Origin of the sequence: Lentisphaera marina (genome assembly GCF_028745505.1) — a bacterium.
Taxonomy (GTDB): Bacteria; Verrucomicrobiota; Lentisphaeria; order Lentisphaerales; family Lentisphaeraceae; genus Lentisphaera; species Lentisphaera marina.
Genome location: NZ_JAQZZL010000001.1, coordinates 1,305,230 through 1,331,129 on the forward strand (window position 1 = coordinate 1,305,230; position 25,900 = coordinate 1,331,129).

General features: G+C 42.9%; 20 protein-coding genes. 1 reads left to right on the top strand and 19 read right to left on the bottom strand.

The window, feature by feature from the left end:
- The first annotated feature begins 172 nt into the window (after positions 1-172).
- Entirely contained in the window at positions 173-2,104 is a 1,932-nt protein-coding gene (locus tag PQO01_RS05430) for a BRCT domain-containing protein (RefSeq protein ID WP_274313018.1), read from the top strand.
- 25 nt (positions 2,105-2,129) lie between these two features.
- Here PQO01_RS05430 and PQO01_RS05435 read toward each other — a convergent pair whose 3' ends face one another.
- The 19 genes from PQO01_RS05435 to PQO01_RS05525 all read right to left on the bottom strand — a co-directional run bounded on the left by PQO01_RS05435 (position 2,130) and on the right by PQO01_RS05525 (position 25,855).
- Positions 2,130-3,527 (bottom strand): c-type cytochrome domain-containing protein, encoded by a 1,398-nt coding sequence (locus tag PQO01_RS05435; RefSeq protein WP_274313019.1) that lies wholly within the window; start codon positions 3,525-3,527, stop codon positions 2,130-2,132.
- Between the two features lie 2 nt (positions 3,528-3,529).
- Positions 3,530-4,963, bottom strand: coding sequence for a DUF1501 domain-containing protein (locus PQO01_RS05440; RefSeq protein ID WP_274313020.1), 1,434 nt, complete (start codon positions 4,961-4,963; stop codon positions 3,530-3,532).
- A gap of 10 nt (positions 4,964-4,973) precedes the next feature.
- Positions 4,974-7,289, bottom strand: a complete 2,316-nt coding sequence (locus PQO01_RS05445; RefSeq protein WP_274313021.1) for a PSD1 and planctomycete cytochrome C domain-containing protein — start codon at positions 7,287-7,289, stop codon at positions 4,974-4,976.
- A 168-nt stretch (positions 7,290-7,457) separates the two neighbouring features.
- Positions 7,458-8,039 carry an RNA polymerase sigma factor gene (locus PQO01_RS05450; RefSeq protein ID WP_274313022.1) on the bottom strand — a complete coding sequence of 194 codons (582 nt, stop codon included), beginning with the start codon at positions 8,037-8,039 and terminating at the stop codon, positions 7,458-7,460.
- Positions 8,040-8,579: 540 nt separating this feature from the next.
- Entirely contained in the window at positions 8,580-9,209 is a 630-nt protein-coding gene (locus PQO01_RS05455) for a hypothetical protein (protein WP_274313023.1), read from the bottom strand.
- Positions 9,210-9,259: 50 nt separating this feature from the next.
- On the bottom strand, positions 9,260-9,454 hold the full coding sequence (locus tag PQO01_RS05460; RefSeq protein ID WP_274313024.1) for a hypothetical protein: 195 nt from the start codon (positions 9,452-9,454) through the stop codon (positions 9,260-9,262).
- Positions 9,451-10,644, bottom strand: coding sequence for an ISL3 family transposase (locus PQO01_RS05465; RefSeq protein WP_274313025.1), 1,194 nt, complete (start codon positions 10,642-10,644; stop codon positions 9,451-9,453). The genes PQO01_RS05460 and PQO01_RS05465 overlap by 4 nt, the downstream gene beginning before the upstream one ends.
- 162 nt (positions 10,645-10,806) lie before the next feature.
- Entirely contained in the window at positions 10,807-12,147 is a 1,341-nt protein-coding gene (locus PQO01_RS05470; RefSeq protein ID WP_274313026.1) for an SGNH/GDSL hydrolase family protein, read from the bottom strand.
- Positions 12,148-12,173: 26 nt separating this feature from the next.
- Positions 12,174-15,425, bottom strand: a complete 3,252-nt coding sequence (locus tag PQO01_RS05475; protein WP_274313027.1) for a DUF7402 domain-containing protein — start codon at positions 15,423-15,425, stop codon at positions 12,174-12,176.
- Positions 15,422-16,156 carry a formylglycine-generating enzyme family protein gene (locus PQO01_RS05480; protein WP_274313028.1) on the bottom strand — a complete coding sequence of 245 codons (735 nt, stop codon included), beginning with the start codon at positions 16,154-16,156 and terminating at the stop codon, positions 15,422-15,424. The genes PQO01_RS05475 and PQO01_RS05480 overlap by 4 nt, the downstream gene beginning before the upstream one ends.
- 260 nt (positions 16,157-16,416) lie before the next feature.
- Positions 16,417-17,211, bottom strand: a complete 795-nt coding sequence (locus PQO01_RS05485) for a DUF1559 family PulG-like putative transporter (RefSeq protein WP_274313029.1) — start codon at positions 17,209-17,211, stop codon at positions 16,417-16,419.
- A 143-nt stretch (positions 17,212-17,354) separates the two neighbouring features.
- Positions 17,355-18,050, bottom strand: coding sequence for a sugar phosphate isomerase/epimerase family protein (locus PQO01_RS05490; protein WP_274314061.1), 696 nt, complete (start codon positions 18,048-18,050; stop codon positions 17,355-17,357).
- A 218-nt stretch (positions 18,051-18,268) separates the two neighbouring features.
- On the bottom strand, positions 18,269-18,442 hold the full coding sequence (locus PQO01_RS05495) for a hypothetical protein (RefSeq protein WP_274313030.1): 174 nt from the start codon (positions 18,440-18,442) through the stop codon (positions 18,269-18,271).
- A 259-nt stretch (positions 18,443-18,701) separates the two neighbouring features.
- Positions 18,702-20,852, bottom strand: coding sequence for a glycoside hydrolase family 36 protein (locus PQO01_RS05500; RefSeq protein WP_274313031.1), 2,151 nt, complete (start codon positions 20,850-20,852; stop codon positions 18,702-18,704).
- A gap of 92 nt (positions 20,853-20,944) precedes the next feature.
- Positions 20,945-21,280 carry a hypothetical protein gene (locus PQO01_RS05505; protein ID WP_274313032.1) on the bottom strand — a complete coding sequence of 112 codons (336 nt, stop codon included), beginning with the start codon at positions 21,278-21,280 and terminating at the stop codon, positions 20,945-20,947.
- Positions 21,281-21,298: 18 nt separating this feature from the next.
- Positions 21,299-22,738, bottom strand: coding sequence for a sulfatase-like hydrolase/transferase (locus tag PQO01_RS05510; protein ID WP_274313033.1), 1,440 nt, complete (start codon positions 22,736-22,738; stop codon positions 21,299-21,301).
- A gap of 172 nt (positions 22,739-22,910) precedes the next feature.
- Positions 22,911-23,558 (bottom strand): hypothetical protein, encoded by a 648-nt coding sequence (locus PQO01_RS05515; protein WP_274313034.1) that lies wholly within the window; start codon positions 23,556-23,558, stop codon positions 22,911-22,913.
- Positions 23,559-23,775: 217 nt separating this feature from the next.
- Positions 23,776-24,987: a sulfatase family protein gene (locus PQO01_RS05520; protein ID WP_274313035.1), complete on the bottom strand. Its 1,212-nt coding sequence runs from the start codon at positions 24,985-24,987 to the stop codon at positions 23,776-23,778.
- 1 nt (position 24,988) lies between these two features.
- Positions 24,989-25,855, bottom strand: coding sequence for an endonuclease/exonuclease/phosphatase family protein (locus tag PQO01_RS05525; RefSeq protein ID WP_274313036.1), 867 nt, complete (start codon positions 25,853-25,855; stop codon positions 24,989-24,991).
- Positions 25,856-25,900 lie beyond the last annotated feature (45 nt).

Genomic DNA, 25,900 nt, shown 5'->3' on the forward strand with positions numbered 1-25,900 from the left:
TGTAATTAAAAGTTATACGCTCTATAAGTGATTGATGATATTAAATGGAAGAAAACTCACACTATTTACAAAATTTTAATAATTATTCTTAGTTTTTTAGTAGGGGCAAACATTTTTATAAAAATTAGCTAGGTGTAGTATTTCTTAAAGAAACTTAAGGACCTATAAAACTATGGATATAAATGCGCTTAAAGATAAATTAAATCACGCCAATCAGCTCTATCGAACGGGAGGTGAAAGCCCTTTAAGTGATGCGGAATACGATTTTCTTTTAGAGCAGGTTAACGATGAAAAATTCAAAGGGAAAGTCGGTTACGAAATCGAGAAAAATAAAGTCGAATTAGCCGTTCCCATGGGTAGCTTAAATAAGATCAAGACTCAGGGTGAGGTTTTTGACTGGAGTAAGTCTAAGAGTATTCCTTTAGATACAGAAATATGCGTCACTCCTAAGTACGATGGTTTATCGCTTTTGGTTTATTTTTCAGATGGTGAATACAAGGGCGCTTACACGAGAGGAGATGGCATTTTTGGCCAAGATGTGAGTGAGCATTTTACTGTGAACCCACTATGTGATTTGCGATTACCGCAAGATTTTACGGGTTACTTGATTGGCGAATGCATTATGGATGAAGCAAAATTTCAGAGTAAATATAGCGAGAAATTTAAGAACCCCCGCAATATGGTGGCAGGACTTTTGAGTCGTAAAACACTAAGTCGTGAGTTGGCGGATGTTTGTTATGTTGCCTATGGTGTGCGAAGTTCGCAAATGAAGCATAAATTTGATCAAGTTGAGTTTTGTAACAAGTACATCAATGCGCAATGGAAATATAAAGTTCTCTGCCCCCTTTATAAACTTGAAGATTTAAAAGATGCCGAGTTGCAGCGAGTTTATGATTCTGAGCAGCGTTTTCAGTGTGATGGCCTGGTTTTAGAAGTGAATGATAGCGACTTATTTCATCAAATTGGCAAGGAAACAAATTCACTGAATCCCGGTGGAGCTCGTGCTTGGAAACCAGAAAGCGATGATTCGCTTCCTTCCTTGGTCAAGGAAGTCGTTTGGCAAATTTCCAAGAGCGGAGCTGCAAAACCAGTGATTCGAATTGAACCCATTGACTTGGCTGGTGTGACCATTTCTAATGTAACTGGCATTAATGCGCGTTTTATCGAAGATAGTGGAATTGGAAAAGGCGCCACCGTAACGGTTATTCGTTCGGGAGATGTGATCCCCAAAATTATCGGAGTCCCCAATGAGGTCGAAAATGTAGATCTACCTCAACAATGTCCAAGCTGTGATTCTGTTTTAGAATGGAATGAAAATCGTGTTGATTTAACTTGTCTTAACAAATCATGCCCAGCGACAAACAAGGCGGCTCTGATTGATTTTTTCGCCTTGCTTAAAGCCGATGAATTGGGAGAAGGGATTATTTCAGCATTGTGGGAAGCTGGTTATCAATCTGTTAAAGATTTATTGCAATTGACGATGGAGGATCTGTTAAAACTCGAAGGTTTTAAACAGAAAAAGGCAAAAAAAGTTTTGGATTCGATTAAAGCTTCGGTTGTTGATGTTCCTCTTCCACGTTTACAGCATGCGAGCAATCTCTTTAAAGGCTTAGGAGAAAAGAAACTCGAGCTTCTGCAAAAATATGATAAAGCGGGGCTTAAGCCAAGTTTTGAAGAACTACTAGAAGTGGATGGTTACTCCGAGATTAGTGCAAAATCTTACTTGAATTCAATTGATGCTTATTGGGAATTCGCAGCGGAATTACCTAGCTTAAAATATAAAAAGATTGCGGTGAATACGGACGGCATTTTTGCTGGTCAAACGCTCGTTTTTACCGGCTTTCGTGCTCCTGAATTAGAAGAACAAGTAAAGTCTGAAGGTGGTAAGATAGGCAGTTCAGTCAGCAAAAAAACTTCTATCTTAGTTGTGAAAGCCAAAGGCTCCGGTTCATCAAAAGAAAAGAAAGCCTTGGACCTAGGTGTGGAAGTTTGGAGTCGAGATGATTTGGAAAATAAACTCCAAGCCACAGACGAAAACGAAGTTGAAGCACCTTTAGAGCAAGTTGAATCTCAGGCTGACTTAATACAGCCCGACTTGTTTTAGGATCCACTAATCCTCTAGGGCTTCTTCATTTGGAGTGAAATAATTCTGCGTATGATAAAACGGCGTTGGGGCCGCTATTTTTTGCTATGTCGAGTTTGATTTGATTGTTTTTTATATGTGTTGATTTGATGTAAAGATCTTTGATGATGAGCTGGTTTTTAGGTAGATCAAAGTGGTGTTCTAGGGTGTTGTTATTAATTAACAAATTGATATTTCGATCGGATCCTGGAGAAAGGAGATGGAGTGTGAGTTTATAATCTTTGCTCTCATCAATTTTATTGTAGTTGATGCTTAGCGTTTCGGGATCAAATGCCATTAACAAGTCACGGCCTTGAATTTTAGGGTCTTTGACAAGGTGCTTTGGGTAGGTGTAGTTTTTAAAGCTACTAGTGATGAGCTTGTTGGCTTCTTTGCTACCAAAATTATCTTTCCTGACTAAAGACCAATTAGTTTTTATGGTTTCATTTTTAATGAGTTTTTGCGGCTTTTTTTCTACGGAGACATCAAGTGTTTTTGGCGCTTTAAGTCGTGGAAGCGTCATGTAATTAATATTTAAATTAGGCTTATTCTTTTTTAATGTTTTAATTTGTTCAGCGCTTATTTTTGTACTGGAAAGGTTAATAGTTTTTAAAGCGGGTAAATCAACAAAGGTTTTTGTGTCATTGATCTGTGTGTTATACAAATTTATCTTTTCAAGGTTCTCTAAATGACTAATGGATTCAAGACTTAGATTAGAAATATTTGATGAAGATAAGTTGAGTTCAGTAAGGTTTTTTGCCTCGTTTAAGAAATTTAAATCTTTGATTTCAGATTTAATATTACTTAAGTCAAGATCTGAAATATAGGGAGCCGTTTTCTTTAGGCTGATTTCGAGCTCTTTGGTGATGACTTTGCTTCTTAAGTTGATTCGTAATAGAGCACCCTGATCACTCACTCGAGTAATAATAGCACCAAGATTTTGTAGCTCTTGCAGTAGTTCTTCTGGAGCGGGTTTGGCTTTGTCTACTAAAATAGCGTAACGAGACTGTTCTTTAGGGACGTAGACAAAGTTTGCGAAGTCCGCACCTTGCTCAATCCATTTAAAAATAAGTTGAGCTTCAGATGTACTGAGATGGCGCCCTTTAGGGGGCATGATTTCATCTTCATCGTCACTTACAGTTAGAGTGTAGAGCAAACTATCTTTGGGCTTTCCTGCAGTGAATGATTCCTTCACAGAATCAATTTTAGTGAGATCGAGACCACCTTTTTTCATAATTCTCCCTTTGCGACGCGGGTCAGGGCCACCATGGCATTTGATGCAGTTTTGTTCAAAAAGTGGGATGAGGTCATCGCCATAAGTAAGTTTGCGATTGGAGTGTTCGCTACTTCCAAGTATTGTACTTGATATACCAAGTAGAATTGAGCTAAAAATTAATTTCTTCATACTTATGCCAAAATTTTATGGATTACGCGGCCGTAGATATCGGTGAGACGGAAATCTCGTCCTTGAAAGGGGTAAGTGAGTCGTTCATGATCAAAACCCATGAGGTGCAGGATGGTGGCTTGAAGATCGAAGACTTCAACGGGGTCAGTTCCAGTGTTGTAACCCGTATCATCACTTTCGCCATAATTAAAACCTTTTTTAACGCCAGCGCCAGCCATCCACATAGTGAAAGCGTTCGGACTATGGTCACGGCCGATCCATTGACCATATTTACCACCGCGATTCTCTCGGAAAGGAGTACGTCCGAACTCTCCACCCCAAACCACGAGGGTGTCTTCCAAAAGACCACGGGATTTGAGATCATTGAGTAGGGCAAAAATGGGGCGATCTATGTCACGGCATTTATCCACAAAGCCATTGTGGAGGTCAGTTTGTTTAGCGTTGCCATGTGTATCCCAACCCCAATCATAAAGTTGAACAAAGCGAACATCATTTTCGATGAGGCGTCTTGCCAGTAGGCAGTTGTTGGCAAAAGAAGCTTGGCCGGGGACGGCACCATAGAGGTCGCGAATGTACTGTGGTTCTTGTTTGAGGTCCATGACTTGAGGGGCCACTCGTTGCATACGGTTGGCCATTTCGTATTGAGCAATACGAGTTAAAGTTTCAGGATCATTATGCTTACTATGTTGAAATCTGTTTAAATCATTGATTGTACCAATAGTCTTCTTACGAAGGACTTCATCAATACCATTTGGGTTCTTAGAGAAGAGCACGGGTTCACCCGTACTACGGCATTTGACGCCTTGATAGACACTGGGGAGGAAACCACTTCCCCAGACACTTTTTCCTGCGGAAGGGTCTTTACCTCCAGAAGTGAGGACCACAAAGCCAGGCATATTATTATTTTCTGAACCTAAGCCATAGGAGAGCCATGAGCCTAGACTGGGACGACCAAGGAGTTGATACCCTGAATGCATGAGGATCTGTGCAGGAGCATGATTAAATTGGCTGGTGGTCATCGATTTAATCATGGTGACTTCGTCAACTATTTTTGAAAAATAGGGGAGGCGTTCGGAAACCCAAGTACCATCTTGACCATATTGTTTAAATTCGGCTTGTGGTCCGAGCATATTCGGAGTGCCTTTAGCAAAGGCTAATTTTTTCCCTTCAAGAAGTTCTTTAGGGCAAGGTTTCCCATCAAATTTTTTGAGTACGGGTTTATAATCAAACATTTCCAAATGAGAGGGGCCACCAGCCATGTGTAGGAAAATAACTCGTTTAGCTTTTGGCTGGAAATGGGGTGCTCTTGTACCACCAGGATTATTAGTACTGCGTGTGCCATCTCCAATTGACTTGGCCATGGTGCCACCCGATGCGAGAAGGCTTGCGGAAGCTCCAAGAAAGGAGCGGCGATTAAAAGTGGATTTCTTGTTCATCAATAACTCCTTAAATTTTGTTTACTGTTTCGTCTAAGTTGAGAAGGATATTGCCGATAACTGACCAGCATTCCGCTTCCTTTTTTCCAGACTTTTTCATATCGTCAAATGACTTTTCTAAAATTGCAATTTCATGATCTTCAGCATTTCGTACGAGGAGCAGGTTAAAAGCTACATTGACCTTATTTTTAAAGTCGCCCGCGTTTGCACTCATCTTTTTGCCAAGAGCTGTAGCCATTTCCATGTAAGCAGGATCATTGAGACTGACTAAAGCTTGCAGTGGTGTATTGGTTCGAATTCGGCGAGTTGTACAATTTTCACGTGGCGTCATATCAAAGGTTTCCATTGCTGGGTAGGGACTCGTGCGTTTCCAGTAGGTGTAGAGTGCTCGGCGGTATTGGTCACCGTTTGTTGGTGTATTCCAACGTGAGCCACTATAAACTGTTTGCCATACGCCATCGGGTTGGTAGGGCATGACTGATGGGCCATACATTTTTTCACTTAGTAGACCTGAAGCACGTAGGGCTTGGTCGCGAATTTGTTCAGGGCTAAGGCGAACTCGAGGGAAGCGAGCGAGGTACATGTTTCGTGGATCTTTGTTAAGTTCTGCGAGGATTACATTGGAACTTCTTTTGTATGTATCTGTGCTGACAATTTCCTTAATAAGTGATTTCATAGACCACTTGTGTTTATGCATGAAATTGTAGGCGAGATAATCTAAGAGCTCAGGATGGCTGGGGTTTTTTCCTTGAGATCCGAAATCTTCGAGAGTTTCCACTAAACCATAGCCAAAGACTTGCTCCCAAACGCGGTTAACTGCTACGCGACTGACAAGGGGGTTTTCTGGCGCGATCATCCACTTACTTAAGCCGAGTCTATTTTTAGGTGTATGTTCAGGGAATGGGTTCATTATTTTGGGCACACCAGGAGAAACTTTTTCACCATGATCTTCCCAATTACCACGAATAAAGACATGTGTATCACGTGGTTTATCGAGTTCTTTCATGATAGGAACTTGATTTCTTTTGGCATGATTGATGCGGTTCTGAGTTTGTTTAGTCTTTTTCTTAAGTTCTGCGAGTTCTTTTTTGAAATCTTTAAGTTCATTCGATGATTTATCAGCTTTTGCTAATTCAGTTTTTTCTTTGTCAACTTTATTTTGCTGAGCTTCGAGTGCTTTGATTTTCTTGTCGAGTTCTTGCTCTTTTTTACGCGACTGTTTAAGCTCAGCTTGGAGTTTAGCTACGAGTTCTTTTTCAGCTTGTGTTTGAATTAAAAGAGTGGGAAAATCATCCTGTCTATCATTATCAGCAGTATTATTAAAGAAACTCATAAATTGGAAGTATTCTTTGTGATCGATAGGGTCATAGGGGTGACTATGGCATTGAACACAGCCAAAAGACGTACCCATCATCGCTTCCCAGGTATTAACGGTACGATCCATGACGGCTGCCGTTCTAAATTCTTCGTCACTCGTGCCACCTTCAGTGTTTGTCTGAGTGTTGCGGTGGTAGGCTGTTGCGATGAGTTGATCGTTACTGGGATTTGGAAGTAGATCACCAGCGAGTTGCTCAGTTATAAACTGATCGTATGGCAGGTCGCGATTAAAGGCTTTGATTAACCAAGTACGGTACTCATGAATATTGCGATGCGGGTCTTTTTCGTAACCCATGGTATCGGCGAAGCGAGCTAAGTCGAGCCACATAGAACTCCATTTTTCGCCATATTTTGGAGAAGCTAAAAGAAAATCTACCATGTCATTATGTGTACTCTTCTGGAATCGTGCATATTCTTCTTCAGTGGGAGGCATACCAATGATATCTAGAAAAGTCCTACGAATTAGAGTGTTTTTATCTGCAGGCTCATTAGTACTCAAATTCTGTTTAGCTATTTCATGGTTAATGAATTTGTCGATATCTTGTGCGGCTTTATTGCTAGGAGGCATTTGCTCTTTAATGGGTATGTAGGCCCAGTGCTCATCCCATTGAGCGCCATCGTTGATCCAGTCTCTAATGAGTGTGATTTCCTTTTCGGTGAGAGGAGTTTTCTCAAAGGGCATTCTCTTTGAGGGATCAGCATGAGTGATCAGTTTATAGACCATGCTCTCAGTAGCTTTGCCTGGAACAATGCCAATGCCATGTTCAGTTTTACCGTAAGCTTCCTCTTTTGTAATGAGGCTGAGGCCACCAGCTTTTTTGACACCACCGTGACAGCCCGTGCAAGAACGGTTAAAGATAGGGCGTATGTCGCGATTAAAATCAATTTCGGCATAAGCACTTATACAAAGGCTTGTAGTTATTAAAATGTGATTGAAGAATTTATTCATAAGGTCAGGATTTGTTGATAAGTTAAGCTTATTATTACGGATTTGAGGAGAATGTTACATCTCTACTGCGATTAGATTGTTAATTCCTAACAATTTAATTGTTGAAATGCTACATTTTTTCATTGATTGAAGTTTTGAGTTTTTATAAATTTCATGTTTGTGAGTTTTTTAATTCCAGTTGTTGTTTAAGCGTCGGACTTCGGAGACTAATTGATCACGAACTCGTTTTGAGTAGACGTAAACTGAGCTCTCGGATAGGTTGAGTTGTTTTGCGATATCTGCAACGGGGATGCCTTCGTTCATCATGTCAAAACAGCTCATGGCGTCGGTTTTGAATTCGTTCTTTATATTATCCCATGCGGCTGTGCTGACGTGTGCCTTCCATTCTTCTTCAGCAAGGGCTTCGATTTGCGGTTGAGTGATGAGCTCAGCATCTTCATGATTTTTGATGACTTTATTCGTATCAGTCTTTTTTTTGCGGACAAAATCAATCACGCGGTTTCGACAGATTCTTGATAACCAAGTTCGGAAACGAGCGTGATTAGGATTGTATTCGTAATTGGGAATATTTTTCCAGACCTTGAGCAAAACGTCTTGAGTTAGATCCTCGGCATCGTGGTGATTGATCTTCATCGCACGAATGATCAGGTAGATATAGCGTTCGTAAATAGACGTGAACTCATCCCACGAATCCATATTATTTTGGACACGAAATAGCAGAGTTTCTTGCGTGTTGAATGCTTTTTCCATTATCGCCATAGTTAGTGTTTTTCTATAATTTACATCATGATTGTCATCTAATCTAAAAAATGAATAAAATCAAGATCTTCTAATCTTACCAACGGGGGCGCTTACTCGGATCTTACATTAAATGATAAAAAAATTAAAATTAATTTTTTGAGTACTATTTTTTAAATAGTTCATATTCTTCAAAGATTAACCCTTATTGGAGAAAATCTTAGTCAAAAATGACTTTAATGGACTTAGGTAGATCTTTTAATAAGTGTTTATCAGTCGTTTTTTCCGGGAGGTGGACGTCGGTTAAAGTTTTACAGCTTGCCAAGTAAGGGATGTGTTTGTTAGGTTCATGTCTTGGCATGATGATTACAAATCGACGAGCCTATTGATGAGCGGGACTGATTTTTGCGAGCCGTTGGCTCTATCCATAACGATCCGCTAAAGGCGAGTTGATGCGATAGTACAAGTTATTGACGTTCTTATGGGTGTGTTGATAAGTAAAAACTACTTTTGACTGGCCTTATGTAGACCACGATTTAGGTTATATATTTACTATGGAGACGGAAGTACCTTTAGTTCAAGGTTTTTCAGTTCAAGTTTACCCATTCTAGCCTTACTTGTACTTAACCCTCCAATTGTGATTCGTGAGGAGTGATTTGTTGGATGTGAGACACTAGATTTTGTGATCACTTGTTTACCATTAACAAACACCGATACTTTTCCACCATCAGCAGGGGTCCAAAGCACTCGGTAGTTGACAAAACTACTAGTCTTAATTTGGTGGCCTCTAGACTTTTTAGCCTCATAATCCCAGAAACTGATATTTTGCTTATTCTGATAATTACTAAGCATTAAAACTAAACGAAAACCATTTACGACATTTATTTCAATCCCGGTACCACTTGGATGGGCTTCACTTATTCGCGATGTAAAAGTGAGTTCAAGACCGTCTTTGAGGATCTTCTTAAGCATGCTTTTAGGGAGTTCCTGATACAGTGATATGCTGTCATAATCGCTTTGATCGTCGAGAATAATGACATCTTTATCTTGGGAGACATTTAAACCACCACTTGTTTTCCAGTGTTGTTTTGCCAAGTCCTTAGAGCCTGATAAAGTCACCTGTGCGGAGACGCTTGCAAGTAGTGTGCACATTAACAGTATTGTTGTCATACGAATATTCATATTTCTATCCTTTTTGTTTTATTGAGATGTTTTTGTTTGAGTACAGAGAACTACTTTTTAAAGCACCAGTTGTTTGGTATAGGCTGTAATTCTAATCCCGGACCGGAAACTTTAAGTTTAGGAAATAAACCATCCCAAATAGTGCTAAGCCTTAAACCTGGGTGATTCAGGCGTTCAACCGCATCTTGTCGGTAGTCGACATAATTGATCTTGAATGGATGTAGGCCTTTTTTAAGGTTCTTCACGGTTTTCCGGGAAAGGCGTCCCTAATTTTCAAGAAAAAGTATGTACTATCTCTGTAACCGTATGCCATTCTTTTGATTACTTTGATTTTATTATTCATACCTTCAAGAACACTTGTGTTTAATGGAAACTTAGAGGATGCTAAAATGCCTCGTACGTAGGGTCTTAATTTTCTCGCAAAATTTTCAAGAGGTTTTATTCCCGATTCTTTCACTTGCTTAAACCAATACCTCCAGTTATTAAAGGCTTCTTTAACTGTAGGACAAAACCATATATTTTTTAAGGCCTGCTTCATCATGTAAACAACAGCGAGAGGCTTATTGGCTTGTAGTAATTCTTGAAGTTTAATTTCTTGAGAACCGCGAAGATTAGAGTTATTTTTCAGTAATAACCAGCGTCCTTGCTTGACTACTTTTCTCGCTTTGTTGTCCTCTTTCAACTCATTAGCTCGATCTACACGAACTCGATCAATAACTTCACGCCCATATTTTGCTATTACATGAAAAAGATCATAAACGACCTCGGCGTGTGGACAGTGTTCTTTCACTTCCAAATCAAAAGATGTATTCATATCCATTGCGACTGCTTCAATATTCTGACAGTACTCACCGAGTTCTTCAAAGAAAGGTCGAATATTTTTCCTGGACCTCCCTTCTCCAATCCATAGAACCTGCTGTGTATTTGCATCAGCAATCACAGTTGCGTAACGATGACCTTTGTGTAGAGCGAATTCATCCATTACAAGCTGCCTGATTCTACTATAATCTGGCTCTGTAACTTCACGAATTAAACGGCCCTTATCAATATCCTTTACCGTTGTCCAATGTAATCCTAAAAGGTTCGAGACATGACTTATGGGAAGAATGCGGCACAAAGCTTCAGTATAATTCTTCAATCGTTTTGTCACCCTAGAATAAGGTGCTAGCCACGGTATGTGCTCAGTTCTTACTCCACATACTAAGCAGTTAACTCTACGTACTTGTATTATTAGATATGTTTTATATTCGAAACATGATAAATCACGTACCTTACGTTCGCTTATATCATGAATAGAATTGCCCATGAGGCCACAACGTCCGCAGCAAGCCGTTTTATGAGGGATAAGCTTAACTCTAAGTTTATCTCTATCTATATAAAAATCTTCAACTGCGAAACCTTGCCAAAAATTTGAAAGGAAGTTATCTGTTAACATAAGTCGTTCTCTTTATTTTGTTTAATTGTGGTAAATCAAACTTAATCATGAGAACGACTTTTTTACTAATTATTGCAAATCACGCAAATCCGTGAAGAACCAAAAAAAAGGGGGAGTGCGGATTTGTCCGCACTCCCCGATCGTTCTTAAAGATGACGTTGCTTACTGCTTGGCAGGGGACTCCACTAGGTCTCCGATGAGCTGAATTCCACCTACATACCAGTTGGTCCCCTCGTACTTTTTTGGGTTCTTCTTCATATCCGGAACCTTGTTGGGGAAGAGAATGGTCTCTTTCTTCAGCGGTTCGGGGTGAACCTGAACCGTTACGGTATGAACCGTGTCTTTAAGGTTCTCGGCAACCACCAGTCGTGCGAGGCGGTGATAGGAGCAGTACTTATCCATTCGTCTGACAACTCTGGTCTTACCGTCAATGGTAACGCTGAGTTGACCGCAGTCAGGACCAACCAGGTCATAGAAAGCGACTTGTTGCCCCTTGAAGGAGAAGGTAATGGACTCGGTTGGGCTGGACGCTTTATAAAGCTGGTCCATGCGACTAGAAAAGCGCTTGCCGATTCCACGGGTCATGTCAAGCTTCTCAAAATTCCCGGTCATGGTTGCTACTGAGAGGGGGAGGGTCTTTGCTGCTCCCCAGTGGTCCTTACTGAGTGGATCGGGCAGGGAGTGAGGGCCCACCTGGCCAGCGGCAGAAATAGCTGGCCATGAACGGGCAATTGACGCCTGGTAGAGGCCGTGGCCGCTATCGGTGTAGGGGTGAACACCATCTCCTGAGAAGATGATCTTGTCGGCGACAGCCTTAACCTCGCTTGAATCCTTGTTGAGCTCTTTCCCGGCTACCTGGCTCATTTTCCCCTTCTTCGCCTTGAAGACAACCTTGCCCTGGGCGGTTAGACGTGCCACCTCAAGCCCCATGTGGATTGAGGGGATACCGTAGTGGTCAGCAACATCTTCCATGGCACTGGCTGACCGCTGGAACTTCCCAGCTTGAAGGTTTTTAAGATCACGGCCAGCCAGGGTGTAGACAAATAAAATATCGGTCTTGGGGTCTGCCTTCCAGACTTGACGAAGGATACCATCAAAGGTTTGATGAATATTCGTGGGTGATTTATGAGTATCGTTCACTGCAAATTCAATCACTATCAGGTCGGGCTTGTGGCGAAGTACGTCGCGCTGGACGCGGAAGGCACCAAGGTCAGAGCCTGTTCCACCAATCGCTGCATGGATGCCTTTAATCTTCGCCTCTGGGTAGAGTTTTTCCAGGAACTTCTGACTTAGAACCCGGTAACCTAGCTGGGCGGTGATGGATCCACCAAAGTAGGCGATGGCGACGGATTTCCCGCTTTTAAGTTTTTCAACCACATTGGGTAGACCGTTCCGAGGGGTAGACTCAACAGCATCCCGTAACGGGTAGGCTTTTTTCGGTGCCCCCATGACGGAGATCTGAATCAGTAATGTGAAAACGATAGCTGCCTTTAACCTGTTCATCCAATTTCCTTTCATTATCAGTGGTTTTACCTAACCCGATACCCCGCCTTCCCAATTAACCCAAGCCACAGCTCCCACCACTGTCTGGTCTCAAACTGGCCACCGTCGTGTTTTTGCTGCGTGGTGGAGACGGCGATCTCTGCATTGTGTTCAGGAGCAGGGTTTACTGTCAGCGGGAGTTTAACAACAGTGCCATCGGCACGATGAAAGGTTTCGCCGCCATCGTCACTCCAGGCGTAGACGGAAGTGGGGCGCACATAGCCCTTGCCGTCGAGTCCGGAAATAACCATTCTCACATGCATACGGCCGGTTTTGTCGAAGCGTACCCCCCAACTATCGCGGCAGAAGTTGTAGAAGGGTGGCTGCCAGGCCCAGGCTAAGCGACGAATATCGCTTGGCTTGGTCGGCAGTGAACCGCGTATGGGATCGTGCAGGTAGTGTAACCACTGCGGATCGTGTTTGCGGGCCGACTGGATGAGGTCGTAGACATCGCCCCCTATGGCTTTCCACTTCTTGGTCGCAGCAGTGTAACGGTACATTCCCCAACACTGCCAGCCAAAAGCTACACTGCGACCATACAGGTAGGTCTCGTTGGTGGGGCTTTGGACAAAGCAGAAGTAGTTGAGGTAGCTTGCGGGAATGGCCTGGGGGTTGTTACGTTGGCCCACAAACCTGAATGAGTCGATGCTCTCGGGAGCGGTGGACACCCAGTACATCTGCATCGGGTAGGTGTCACTCTTTTTGTCTCGCGATACTCCCATTTTTTCCCAACTTCCGGGAATGTACTGGGTGGGATTGGGAGCGTTGTGCTGCCCCCCCATGAGGTGCACATAGCCCTGTTCGTCGACAAATAACGACCAGGCACGACATTTGGCATCGGTCCCATCGAGAATAAAATCGTTGCCCTCCAAGTAGACCTTCTGCGTTACACCGTCGGCTCCTATCTTGGTAAGGGGGACACGGTAGAGGTGTTCGTAGTCGGGCTTGTGCCAATTGGCGGCACTCGGGTATTTTTTAGCCAATTTTGCCACGATTGTCTTGTACTCTTCCACAGGCACCTTTTCCACTCCTTGCCAAGCAACGCCGGTTCCCACCTTGTAGGTGGCGCCGTTATAGTGGGCCGTGGCGGTGTAGTCGCTATCCTTGGGATCTTTGTGGCTAAAATAGTATTCATGCATCGATTGAGGTAATTTGGAGTACAGCGCCAAGGCCTGCTGATACGCCCCCTTTTCGATGAGGGAGCGCAGTTTGTGCTGCTCGCCTCCTTTCTCTGCATTTGTAACAAGCTGGGGGCCTTGTAGGTCGAGCGCCTTCATCAGTGGCTGGGCAAAGGTTCTTTCGAGGGCGTGGTTGGTGTGGGATTTTTCGGGGTCTATATCGAACAAAGCCTTGGTAAGGGCGTTGCGTAACAGTTCATCGACCCGTGGGGGATGCACCTCTCCACGGGGAACGATGTTGTCGAGCGCTTCGGTGAGAGCCGGAATGGCCTGGGCTGCACGAGATCCCATTGCAGCCAGAGCCAGTGCAGCATCGGCCCTTTCGCGTTTTGATAGCACCCTATCTGCAGTAACTACGGTTCTCAACAGTGGCACAACCTTGTCCAGCTCCGCTCCTTTATTGAGCTTGAGCAGCAGCTCGGTGGCAACCAGCCTGCAATGAGGCTCGTTTAGTGCTTTTTTCAGTTCTGGCACCAGTTGATCACTCAACGGCTGCAGCGCATCTGCACTTTTTGCACCAAACAACAACAGGGCCGTTCTGCGGGTAGAGGGACTCAGTGAGGCAATGTCGTGCACCGCTATGGCTCGACCATCCAGCACCACAACACTATCACCATGCACCTCTGGTTGCTTAGTGGGTTGAGTAATGGTGTGCAGACGGGCCACCTCTTCACCCGTTATCGCCCTATCAAACCACACCATATCGCGTACCGCCCCATCCAGCGAACCAGACTTTGCTGCCATCTGATGCCACCAAGCGGCGTCATTGCCGATCTGCAGACTTTTATTTACGGGGGTATAGGGGATACCGGCTTTTGAGGCGATCTTTTTACCATTGAGGTAGAGAGTCCCGGTGCCGGTAAAGGACTTTTTGAGGCGGGGATTCATGACCACCCCCTCCTCCTGGTAGATAGTGATATCTTTTTCGTGGTACACTTCAAACTCTTTCAAGCCCGGTCGTGCACTACGGGTCTTGGGAGCGTCGAAACGAACCCATGACACCTTTTTTGTGGAAAACATCCCATCCCACTCATCGTGAAACGTTGCCACCTCAATGCTACTGCCATCGCTAAAATGCAGCATTCCTCCCATAAAGATATCGGGTTTGTTGCGATTTACCAGTCGAATGCGGTTGAGGGCAACCTCTTTGCCGAAATCGAGCTGAATCCACTTCTCCGCATCGGGTTTTGGGCCAGCTCCCGGCCAAATAATCCAGCTGGTAGTATCGTTGCCGTCAATGGCTTTTTTTGGCTCGTAGGTTTTATTGCTCCCCGAATTGGAGGCGCTAACCGTTGCTTCAAGAGCAATGTTCGTTGTAGATGGTGAAGTGCCAAGACGTTTCTCGGCTTCAGAGAGAGTTTTGGGTTGATAGGTGTACAACAAATGGTGCCACGTGCCGATTGGCAGGTTGGGGCTACCATAGCCGTGCTCCACTCGCTTGCCATCTTTGACGCTTTTATACGACCACGTCCCCAGCTGGTCCCCTTTGCCACCGCTGACCACGTCGATAAGCTCCTGCTTGCGGATACAGAGTTGGGTTCCCACTGTGTGGACCCAACTCTCATTGCCAATGAGCCTAAACCCCATCTTATTGACCCAGCCGCTGCCGATCACCTTGGAGCGCATAAAGACCCAGCCCCCCATGGAAAACGAAGGGGTCTGGTATGCTTTGTGCGCTGGAATTTCCAGCCACTGATAGGCACCCGTGAAATTGAGTAGCCCTTTTTTTTCATCCCAGGGCACGTGGTTATTGGTGGCGTGGTTGGCGGTGGCGCTCAGGTCGCGCACCTTCGAGCCACTGATTAATTCATCGGCGGCCCAGTATCCGACCGGCTTCATAGAGAGGACCGTCTTATGCCGCTCTGCAGCCGACACTGTTTCCTTGGGGGGGGCGCAGGGGATGGTGGGGTCCAGGCCACATGGTACGGTGTTCTGGCAGCCACATAGTACAAGGACGATAAGCAGCAAGCTGGCCACCGCAGGCATGGTACTTGAGCTGCTTCCCCCCACCCAAGTGCTCGGATTTCCCTTTTGGCGAGCTTTTACGTTGTTCTTCTTCATGTGCTATCTCCTCGGTAGTGGGTTGTATTATATTCAGAAATGTAGTGAGTCAACCGGTTAATCATTAGGTTCTTTCGTCCAGTAGCCCTTGGCGGATTGTTCGCCGTTTGAACTGAATGGGTCAAAGGTGCCGGTGCCGACGGTGTCTTCGATATTGCGCCGCCGCCGGGCGTGTTGGCGACGGTATGCCATGCGTATGGATTCTCGGGATGTGGATCGGATTTCACCCCGTACCAGTACGGGGTAGTCGTCCCGGCGCGGCAGGCGTACTCCCATTCCCACTCGGTCGGCAACCGGTAGCCGTCGGCATCGGCCTTGACGCAGTCGTCGGTCAAATCCAGTTCGCCTTGACGATATACTGCATCCTTCTTTCCGGACGTGTGGTAGACCGGGTCGCGTCCGGTCAGTTCACTGGCGGCGTTGCAGAATTTGACGGCGTCGTACCAGGAGATGGTCGAAGCGGGATAGTCCGGTCCCTGGGCGTTGCCCGGGCTCAGGTCATATCCATGCTTGAGCGCCCAGGAGCGGACGGTATCGTATTCGCGGCAGGTTAGCTCCCGGTCAGCCAAGCGGAAGGCCTTGACGGTCTCGGACTGCTGTTTCTCCCGTTGCAATGTACCCGACGGGATCTCGATCATCTCCGTTTCCGCGCCCTGAACAAGTGTTCCGGTAGCCGTCAATACTGACAGCGCCACAAGTGTTTTAGCTTTTTTTTTGATTGTCTTTAGCATGTTTTGCACCTTGTTATTAAATGGTTCATATTTTTATTATTTGGCAACTTTTTCCAGCCCTGTTCGGCAAAACCTTTGCTACGGTCAGCGAGACCTGTGCCGATGCGGCTAAGGTGAATAGTAATGATATTGATATGGTAAAAAGTACTTTTGATCTCGACATTTTTAGAAATATGCTTTTGGGGTAAACAGTTTCTTGTCCTTCTTTGGTTTTCGTAAATTTCAACAAGGGGTGCAACTGGGCGGAAACCTGTGCATCTTCAATCACCGCTGCCCATGGTCCACATGCCGCGGGGATTATCCATGTTGCCGGTGCCGATGGTGGCTTCGCCGCGCATCGCCCGGACGCTGCCGTCGCAAAACAGGTAGTTCCACTGCCCGCCCTTGTGTAGGCGGAAATACTTGCCATAAGCCAAACCGTTTTGACGATTCGGGCCGTCCAGATCCGCGGAAGCTCCTTGCGGTTCGCCTAATCTTCTTCGGGCTTCTTCGCCACCGGACCATTCCGCATAAGCTTTCTCGCCCATGGCAATGGTACCCGACGGTTCCTCGATCTCGGTTACTTGACGGGATACGCCGTAGGCGCCGGCAATACCATTCGGGGAGTAACCCACGGATGATGCATTTTGCTCCCAGGAATACATCGCAGCGTAGAGACCCCGCCCGCCCCGGTTTATTAAGTAGGTGCGCCGAATCTCTATGTTGCCCCCAGGCGGGGCTTCGCGCATGTCACTGGGGCAACGCCAGATTGCCGTCGAGCCTTTGACCGGGGCTGCATGGCCCGCCATTTCAGCTTCACTCAAATTGCGACCATCGTAGGGACTGAGCAAATCATCATACGTAATCCCGTTAGAACGAGCAAAAGAATAAGGGTAATAACCATTGTTGTCGCTGGTATATTGCATCATACACAAACCGAGTTGTTTCAGGTTGCCCGCACAAGCAGTACGTTTGCTGGCGTCACGGGCGTTTTTCAATGCCGGCAGCAGCAAACTGGCGAGTATCGAAATGATGGCGATGATTACCAGTAATTCTACTAGTGAAAATTTTTTCATTTAAGCAATCTCCAAAGTATTTATTTTAACGATCTTATTTATTATATTATCACTTTATTATTCCACAATATCTCTTCGTTTTAATCCATGAATACATTAACATAAAATACTTTAATTCATGTGTTTATGATTTTTTAATTTGTTTAAAATTGTCGAATAAAGGGCAGGTCCTTACTTATGTTTTTAACGAGATGACTTAGAAATAAAGCATCTTCGATAAACTGCTCTGGGCAATCGCCCTTAACAAACTCTATCAAGATGGGGATTTCTTTTCCTTCATTTAATAAGCATTTTAAATATAAAGCTAGATCGGACTCTCCTTGCGATAAGGGATGACGATGATATTCATCTGGGTAAATTAATTCTCTCAAAGTTCCATTGACCGTATTTTTATCTTTTGAGCCGACTGTCCAGTGGTAGATATGGACTGTGTATAAACGTGGGAGTAATTCTTTTAAACCCTGCAGGGCATATGAAGTTTTGTAGCCATGAGGTGGTTGCCACGAGAAAAAGACATTGGGGTGGACTACTAAGTTGGAGAATTTGAGTGCCGAATAATTATTATTTGTCAGAGTCCCATCATGGAATTCGAAGCAAATTGCGATTTTTTTTTCGGCAGCCATTTCAGCAATTTTGAGTGTGTCTTCAACTATAGAACTTATCTCCTCTTGTGAAGAATCTTCATAGTTTTTTGTACCTGCCCAAACTCGTATGCTTTTAGCTTCTAAAGCTTCCGCAGTCAAGAGTACTTTTGAAAAACATGTTTGATTAACATCTGTAGAACCCACTCTGTAATAGCTTCCATAAGAAACGATCTCTAAACCAGTTTCATTACTAATCTTTTTTTAGTCCTTTCAGAAAAATGAATATAAAAACAAAAAAACAACGACAGGAGGCCATCACACAAATACAAAAAATAGAAAATAAACTTCTGAGTGAATTAAAAAATCACTCAGATAAAAAAGTGAAAAACACTGTAAAAAGAAAAGCCATTGAAACCTTTTTGGAAAATAATGGTTATATTAGTACCTATCAACAGGAGCAACTGTCAACCCTTTTATGAGCCGATTAATGGACACTCACGCTTGGTAGCACAATCGTTAAAGCCGTATTCTGATGTAAAAATAACCAGATTTTTTGTAGATTTAATTTTTTTGAGTTGGGTGGCGTTGATATGATTACTGGCAAGTAATGATGTACCTAATCCATTGATGAATGTTCTTCTGTTCATGTTAAGTACCTTGCATTTGTTAAATTTCATCAAGCCATGTATTAGATGACAGACAGCTTAATTAGAAATTGTTATAGCATTTTTTGTTTTTTAATAAATTTTTATAACCTTGTTAAATCGAGGATTTTTATTAAGGTGTAAAAATACAATAATCTTTTGAAATTCTGAACTGTGATCTCAGGTGTTGAAATGATTATATTAATCAGCCAAACGCTTTATTGATGCAGATATTTTTTATGTGTAAATCCATAGGTAAAGCTTACTTGTAAAGTTCAATGATTAAGCCGCAAAAATCTTCGATTCCTTTTACAGATAAAATTTTATCTTGAATAGAGACCATTATTTTGTCTTGCTTGAAACATTCCCCCAATACCCAATCTTCTTTTAAATCAAATCTTATTTCTGATGAATGATTTTCAAAAGTATGAATAACTAAGAAGGCTTTTTCTTTATTGTTGGCATATCGGATAAATATTTGGTAACCTTCAGGGTATAAGTAGCTGTCAATTCCTTTGCGTATGCACTTGGAATGTCCATCAGCAATTAAGTCTTTTATTTTGAGATAGAATTCCTGTCCTTTCTGCATAATGGCCTTTTGCTGGTCATTTAAAAGGAATAGATCTCCACTTAAGCACATTCTTCCCATAAAGGTGGCTGCCATAGAGTAATGGACTCGTGTTTCTGAGTCATCTTCGCGTAGAACTGCCCATATTTGGTTTTTACGCATGGGTATTTGCATAGCAGTGTTTGCTGCAATAATGGGAATATCCAGCCCTTCGTGGGAATCGGAAAAGCCACCCATGCTAGCTAATTCCATAAAACTTGGCTCCAAGCGGTGCCCACCAGAACTACAGACTTCTATAACGAGCTCAGGTATTTCTTCTCGCATATGTTTATAAAAGTTTTGCACACCTTCTAAATGTTGACGGAGGCCTTCACCCAAAGATTCAGAGCTGTCACAGCCCAAGCCTATGCTGTCATTGTAATCTATCTTGATGTAAGAAATTCCATTATCCTTTAGAGTCTTGACGACTTTCTGGTTAAGGTAATCATGAACTTCTTGTTTGCGGAAGTCTAAAAAGCGTCGTGAGCCTCGTTGCAGGACATGTCCGTCTACATGAATCATTAAATCTTTACGTTCAAATAGTTCTGAGCCTTCCGTGCAGTTTTCAAATTCAAACCAAATCCCTGGAATGAAGCCTTTTTCTTTTAAAGTATCACAAAGGTGCTTAAAACCATTTGGGTAGATCGTTTTACTGACATTCCAATCACCCAGGCCTTGCTGGCAGCCTGGTGTGTCGTTAAACCAGCCGTCATCCATGACTAAATATTTTACGTGAGAACTTTTTAGAGTGTCGGCAATTTTTAAAATATTTTCTTCTGAGGGGTGTCCCCACGTTGTACACCAGTCATTAAATATAATGGGCAGCTCTTTTTCTGTTTTAGGCAAAGAAGCAATGTTCTTTGTTTGAGCTTTTAATAGTCTTTGCTGAAGGTCTTCTATATTTCCTTTACAGCAGGAAATGAAAGCTTTTGGAGATGTGAATTTTTGCTGTGGTTTTAGGGTCTTTAACCAATGAGCATGTTCGCGGTCTCCTTGGCCTCCGCTGATTGATAGGAAGTCACCTAGCCTATAGAGTTCCATTTGCCAGGAGCCAGGACAGGCTAGTTGTGCTCCCCACATGACGCCGTAGTGGCGATCTTCTACTCCAATAAAGGGGAAGAAATCTTTGACAGGCATAGAGCCGACTTGTCCGAAACGCAGTGAACGTACGCCATGTCCAGCCCAGGAACGTTCAAAATTAAGGTCTTCAATGGATCTAACTTCGTGTTTGCCTTCGGCTGACCATGTACTTAGAAAACGGTGGAGATAATAAGTTCCTTTGCCGTCTTCAGTTTGGAAGGGAGAAATGTTGTCTAAACAAAAAGATGATAAGTGTTCAATTTGTATGTCCTGACTGGATTGATTGATGACTTTTGTTTGTACTTCGCAGAAATCATCAGAAAGAGAAAAACTGAGCTGGTGTTCAACTGACAAATTGAATTTTGAGTGGTTTAAAAATGTTTTTACTTTAACCTGGTGATCTTGCTTTTCAGTTATTTGATCTTTGAAAACTAGATTACTTTCGGTTGAGCGCAGAGAACTACCCGCACTGAATGAACTCGGGGCATTTTCACCTACACATTTAATCTGAACTAAGTCATGTAGTTTATACGCCGGCCATGAGCCACCAAATGCTTTTAAAATTGATTTGCTGGTTATTAAGTCGTCAATGTTTTCTCTGTGAGCAGGTATGTTCATGCCTTTAGGGTAAATACGTAAAGCAATTTGCTCTGTATCATTTTTAAAATAGACAAATTCACAGTCATGAGATTGAAATCGCGACAGTTCTGAAAAGGTTAAATTCATAGAATTCCTCTGGTATTTTGGAAATACTTTAATTAATGAAATAAGGTAGTTAATATAAAGATAATGCTTTTTATGGTAATGTTATGCTAAATTTAATTCGAGAAATTGAACTTAAAAATAATCAATACATCAGTATTGCGGTCTAAAAAACGCTGGTAGCGTTCCTCGTGATCGGCAGAAAGAGGTGCTTTTGAATAGATGTCATCAGGCTTTAGACCGAGCAGGACTAGTAGTTTGCTTGTGTCGATTTGTGCGGCAAAACCATTTTGTTCACGCCATTGATGGTTGCCTAAGAGGACAGCTATGCATGAACGATTGAAAATAGGGCGTATATCGCGATTAAAATCTATCTTATCTGCGAGGAGGTTTGTAGAAAATAATGTTCCCAGCAAGGCTATGGGGAGAAAGTGTTTGGAAGAATTAATCATATATAAATACGGCCTCTACTACGATGAGATTGGAATTGTTGGTTTAATGTTTTGTTGAGTCTTTTTATCTTTAGGGTAATTAGCATTATTTTCCTTGAGATAAGATATGAGCTTTTGAGCTAGACTTTTAGCTTTTTCCGGATGTTGATGGAGCAAATTTTTACTTTCTCCCAGGTCCTCGTTGAGATTGTACAGTTCCCAGGTGTTGGAATCGTAGAAATACATAAGCTTCCAGCCATTTTCACGAATAGCTGACTCAGGTCCACTATGTAGCCAGAAGTTGGGTTCATGCCAAATAAATAAGTCCGGACGTATGTCTCCCTTTTTATCACTGAGAAGATTGGTTATATCATAACCATCAAGCAAAGACGGATTAGGGTGTGTAGTACCTGCTATTTTTAGGAGGGTGGGCAACCAATCCTGGTGAATGTAGGGACGATTATCGATGCGACCGGGTACTAGGGGAAGATTTTTTTGGTGAATCAATGAGAGGTCTTGTTTTCCCCATGCGACAAAGTTTGGTGATCGATGACCTCCCTCTAAAGCATCATTTTTTAAGCCTTTGAGAGGTTTGTTATCCCAGAGGCCACCATTGTCAGCTGTCCAAATGATGAATGTGTTTTCGGCTATTCCGCGCTTTTTGAGATGGTTCATGATATCTCCAAGACTTTTGTCAGCTCCCTCAATAAGAGTAGCGTAAGCCAAATCCTGGCCGCTGAGGTTTGGGTAGTTTTTAGCAAAGCGTGGATCAGTCAGAATTGGGGTATGAATTGCGTAATGTGAGACATATAGAAAGAAGGGGGTTTTGTTGTTTACCGCCGTATCAATTTCAGATTTGGCTGCACGTGTAATAGCCTCGGAATAATGAACTTGTTCGCCATTTTTATTGATGTGGTAAGCATCTCTACCACCATGATTTTTGCCTCTGGGAGTACCGTTGTGATCCGCATAGTACTTGTGTTGAAAACCTAAATTCAATGGGTCGGCTCCAAATGAGCCCTTGCTGCCGAAGTGGGCTTTGCCAATGCACGTGGTTCTGTAACCAGCTTTTTGTAAGAGGGATGGAAGTAAGACGTCTTCTTTTTGAATTCCCTCATTATCCTGTTCGGCGGACAACATGGTTTCACTGTTTTTGCCATTAGTCCCAGTTATAAAAGTAGTGCCGTGATTAACTGGGTCCTGACCAGTTAAAATACTTATTCGTGAAGCGGAGCAGACACAGGAAGCCGAATAAGCATTGGGGAATGTTACCCCCATGTCCGCAAGCTTTTCCATATTGGGGGTTTTAAAACGATCGTTAAGTTTCGTGCGCTTGGTCCACATAGCTTCAGAGCTGTCTTGCCAACCGTAATCATCGGTTATGAAGAAAATAATATTTGGTTTATTTTCATTATCCTGTGCCGATATAAATGAGGGCAAGAAAAGGACTAAGAGTGCGATTGCGTATTTTAGGTTCATGGACTGTTCTCTTGTTAGTGTTTGCTTATTAATTGATTTAATACTTTATGCTTGGAAATAATTGTTAATTCTAAATAGAAAAATTGCGTAGATACTACAATTATTTCAATGAATGAAATTTATTTTTCAGTGAGTGTATTTTTAAGTGATCATTATTAATTCCAGGAATTGTTTAAGCGGCGAACTTCAGCGATGAGCTGACCTCGAACTCTTTTTGAGTAGACCTAGACTGAGCTCTCTGAAAGGTTGACATGCTTTTGCTATAGGTACCAATGGTGTGGATGGCGCCATTCACTGTTTGTTGGTGATGGGAGAGAACAGCCAGTGGGCACTGCAGCGAGTAGGCCCCATTTCTGGATACAGCGTACTTCATGACGATAGCGCCTCTAGACAACTTACCATTATCGTTTCCATAACTTTTCCAGTAAAGATAGGCATTTTCACTGCTGAGCTGGTACTTGGCAAACAGCTGGTGCCTTTTTGGGGCGTTTCGCTCTTCCAGCGTGAAAAGCATATTTGAACAGTTTAGGTGGAGAAGAGTATCTTTTGACAGCATTTTACCGTAGTCAAGCCCCTCTTTTTTGCTGTAGTGCTGAAAATAGTTGGGAGCAACGAAGTAACTCCAGGACGGTTCTTGGGTATTGACCGAACCAGTATGGCTATGACCGCATGTTTCCAAATCCACGTTTAGCATGAAATCAGTCATCCGGCTGGGTTCTCCAGCACATAACGATTGCGCCGAAATACAAAACAGTAGTATTAGCGACTTCGATAGAAATGACCGTAATACAAGTCCGTGTTTTAGATTTTCTTGTTTCATATAAAGCATCTCCTAAATTGAGTCTCTACAAGGCTATGGTTAAACTGTTGTGAACGTCGTGTCGTAAGGCAGTTCACTGCCGGGTGTTCAAAATTTGGTTTCGGCACCGCCGTTTTGAGCGTTACGGACGGGTGCGCTTGCTGTCAAGAATGTCGTTAAGCATCTTTGTCATTGACACAACGCGCTCACGCTCTTTATTTATAATATTATGATAAAACTATGCATGACAGAGTTTTTTTGGTAACCAAGGTTCAGTTTTGATACTTTGTTTTGCAAGTTCAACAAAAAGTTCGTTGACCAAAGAATTATACTTAGGGTCATAAAACAAATTTTGTTTTTGGTCTGGGTCTTTATCCATGTCAAATAAAAATCCATACTTACATGTAAACATATAAGAAAAATAGTATTTGTCTGTACGCAAAAACCTTACACGTTCATTGTAAATACTTTCGTCATATTCTGCATAACAATTTTCTCGTATAGACTTTTTTTGTTGATTTAGTACATCTTTTTGACTAACTCCTTGGATGTCATTTGGTACCTCTATTTCTAAGAGATCTAAAATGGTAGGTAATAAATCGACTGTTGAGTGGAGTGCATCTGTCACTTGTTGAGATATACCAGGGCCACACCACAAGGTCGGTATACGGTAAACTCCTTCATAGGGAAGTGCAGCCTTTCTCATTAAACCATGATCCCCCATATAGTCACCATGATCAGAAAAAAATAAGATGATTGTGTCGTCATAAATATTTTCATTTTTCAGTTCAGTGATTACTCTTCCAATATTGTGATCGACCATGGAGATCATGCCATAGTTTTTTGCGATCATTTCTTTTAGAGTACCGTCTTTTAAACCATGTGATTCGTAGAATTTTTTGAAAAACAAAGGCTCGTTTTTATTAATAGTTCTGCTAATTGCTTTAACGCATAATTTTTCAGCCAGATACATAGAATACCAAGGTTCTGGTGGACTAAATGGATGATGTGGATCTGGGAATGAACACCATGAAAAAAAAGCTTTACTTTTGTCTCTGTCTTTAATGAACTTGATGGTTTCGTTAGCGATCTCTGTGTTGTAATGTTTGCTTTCGTTAATATTTGTACACCAAACCTCTTCATTTATACCAGAGTCTTTTAATGCATTAATTCTCAAATAAGAATCTGCATCTTTTTCACTTAATGAATTACGGTGATCTCCAAAATTATAATGGCCATGTCCCCCCACAAAAAATATTTTATCTAATCCATGGTTAGGTGATTCAGTAACAAAACGCAGTTCGCAACCGGCAGACTCTTGCGATACGAGCCTTCCTAGCTGGCACAAACTGTCCCGCACCGCTTTGGGATAACGACGTATAGCCAACCCTCCTCCTGATGCAGGTTCAAGTTCTACATTATTATGAAATTCTATGTTTTCGTAAATCATTTTATATAGTAATCTTTCCTTCGGCACCTTGAACTGTGAGTGCGGTGGCCATTGCTGCAATTGCGATTGCTTTCTTCACTTTCTCGAGATGTCGAGAAAACGCTATTTCTGCCCAGATGGGTTTATGGTCGGATAAAGGCTTCTTCAGTTCGATGATGCCACCGTCTGTTGCCTTGGCTCCAGCCGAGATGTTGTACAAGATGTGATCGATAACCCCGAGGTTTCTTTTCGTCGGATTCTTAGCATGGTAAGTAAACTCCTTGGAGACATCGATCTTCAGATCGTTCCACGTTGCTCTAAAGCCTGCTTCCAAGATTGTTTTCATGGCCGCATCGCCGATGTTGTTGTAATCCCCAACAACTATAACCCTCTTTATTTTCTCTTTCGGCAGAACCTTAGTTGCAAGGCTATAGGCATGACCATTCGTTGCGCCCGACTCACAGATATGTAGCGAGTAAAATGCGAATGAAACTCCATCAATCTTAGTCACAGCTCTGACAACCGACGCGGGATTCCACCCACGACCCGTGAGTTTGTGTTCTTCAGTACCTTCTAAAGGAGTCCTGCTGAGAATCGTCTTGTACTTATTTTTGTGATTTGCCGAAGATACTGTGCCCACAAAACAATACTGCATCCCCAGCACCTTGCCGACACGAGCAGTCCAATCACCATCTGGCGCTTCGATAAAACCAATGATATTCAGCTTGTATGGCTTTAACATCTCACCAATCTGTTCTGGGGTCGCGCTTTTGCTGGACTCAATGTTGTAGGCAGCAACACGAATAGTAATGGGTCTATAAGGCGCAGAAGCGGCAAGACAGAGTGTCGCTCCGCACAAACATAAAACAACAATGAATGCTTTTTTCATATCAATTGATTCCGTTTCTTATTTAATACTCATTACTTTCCTTCC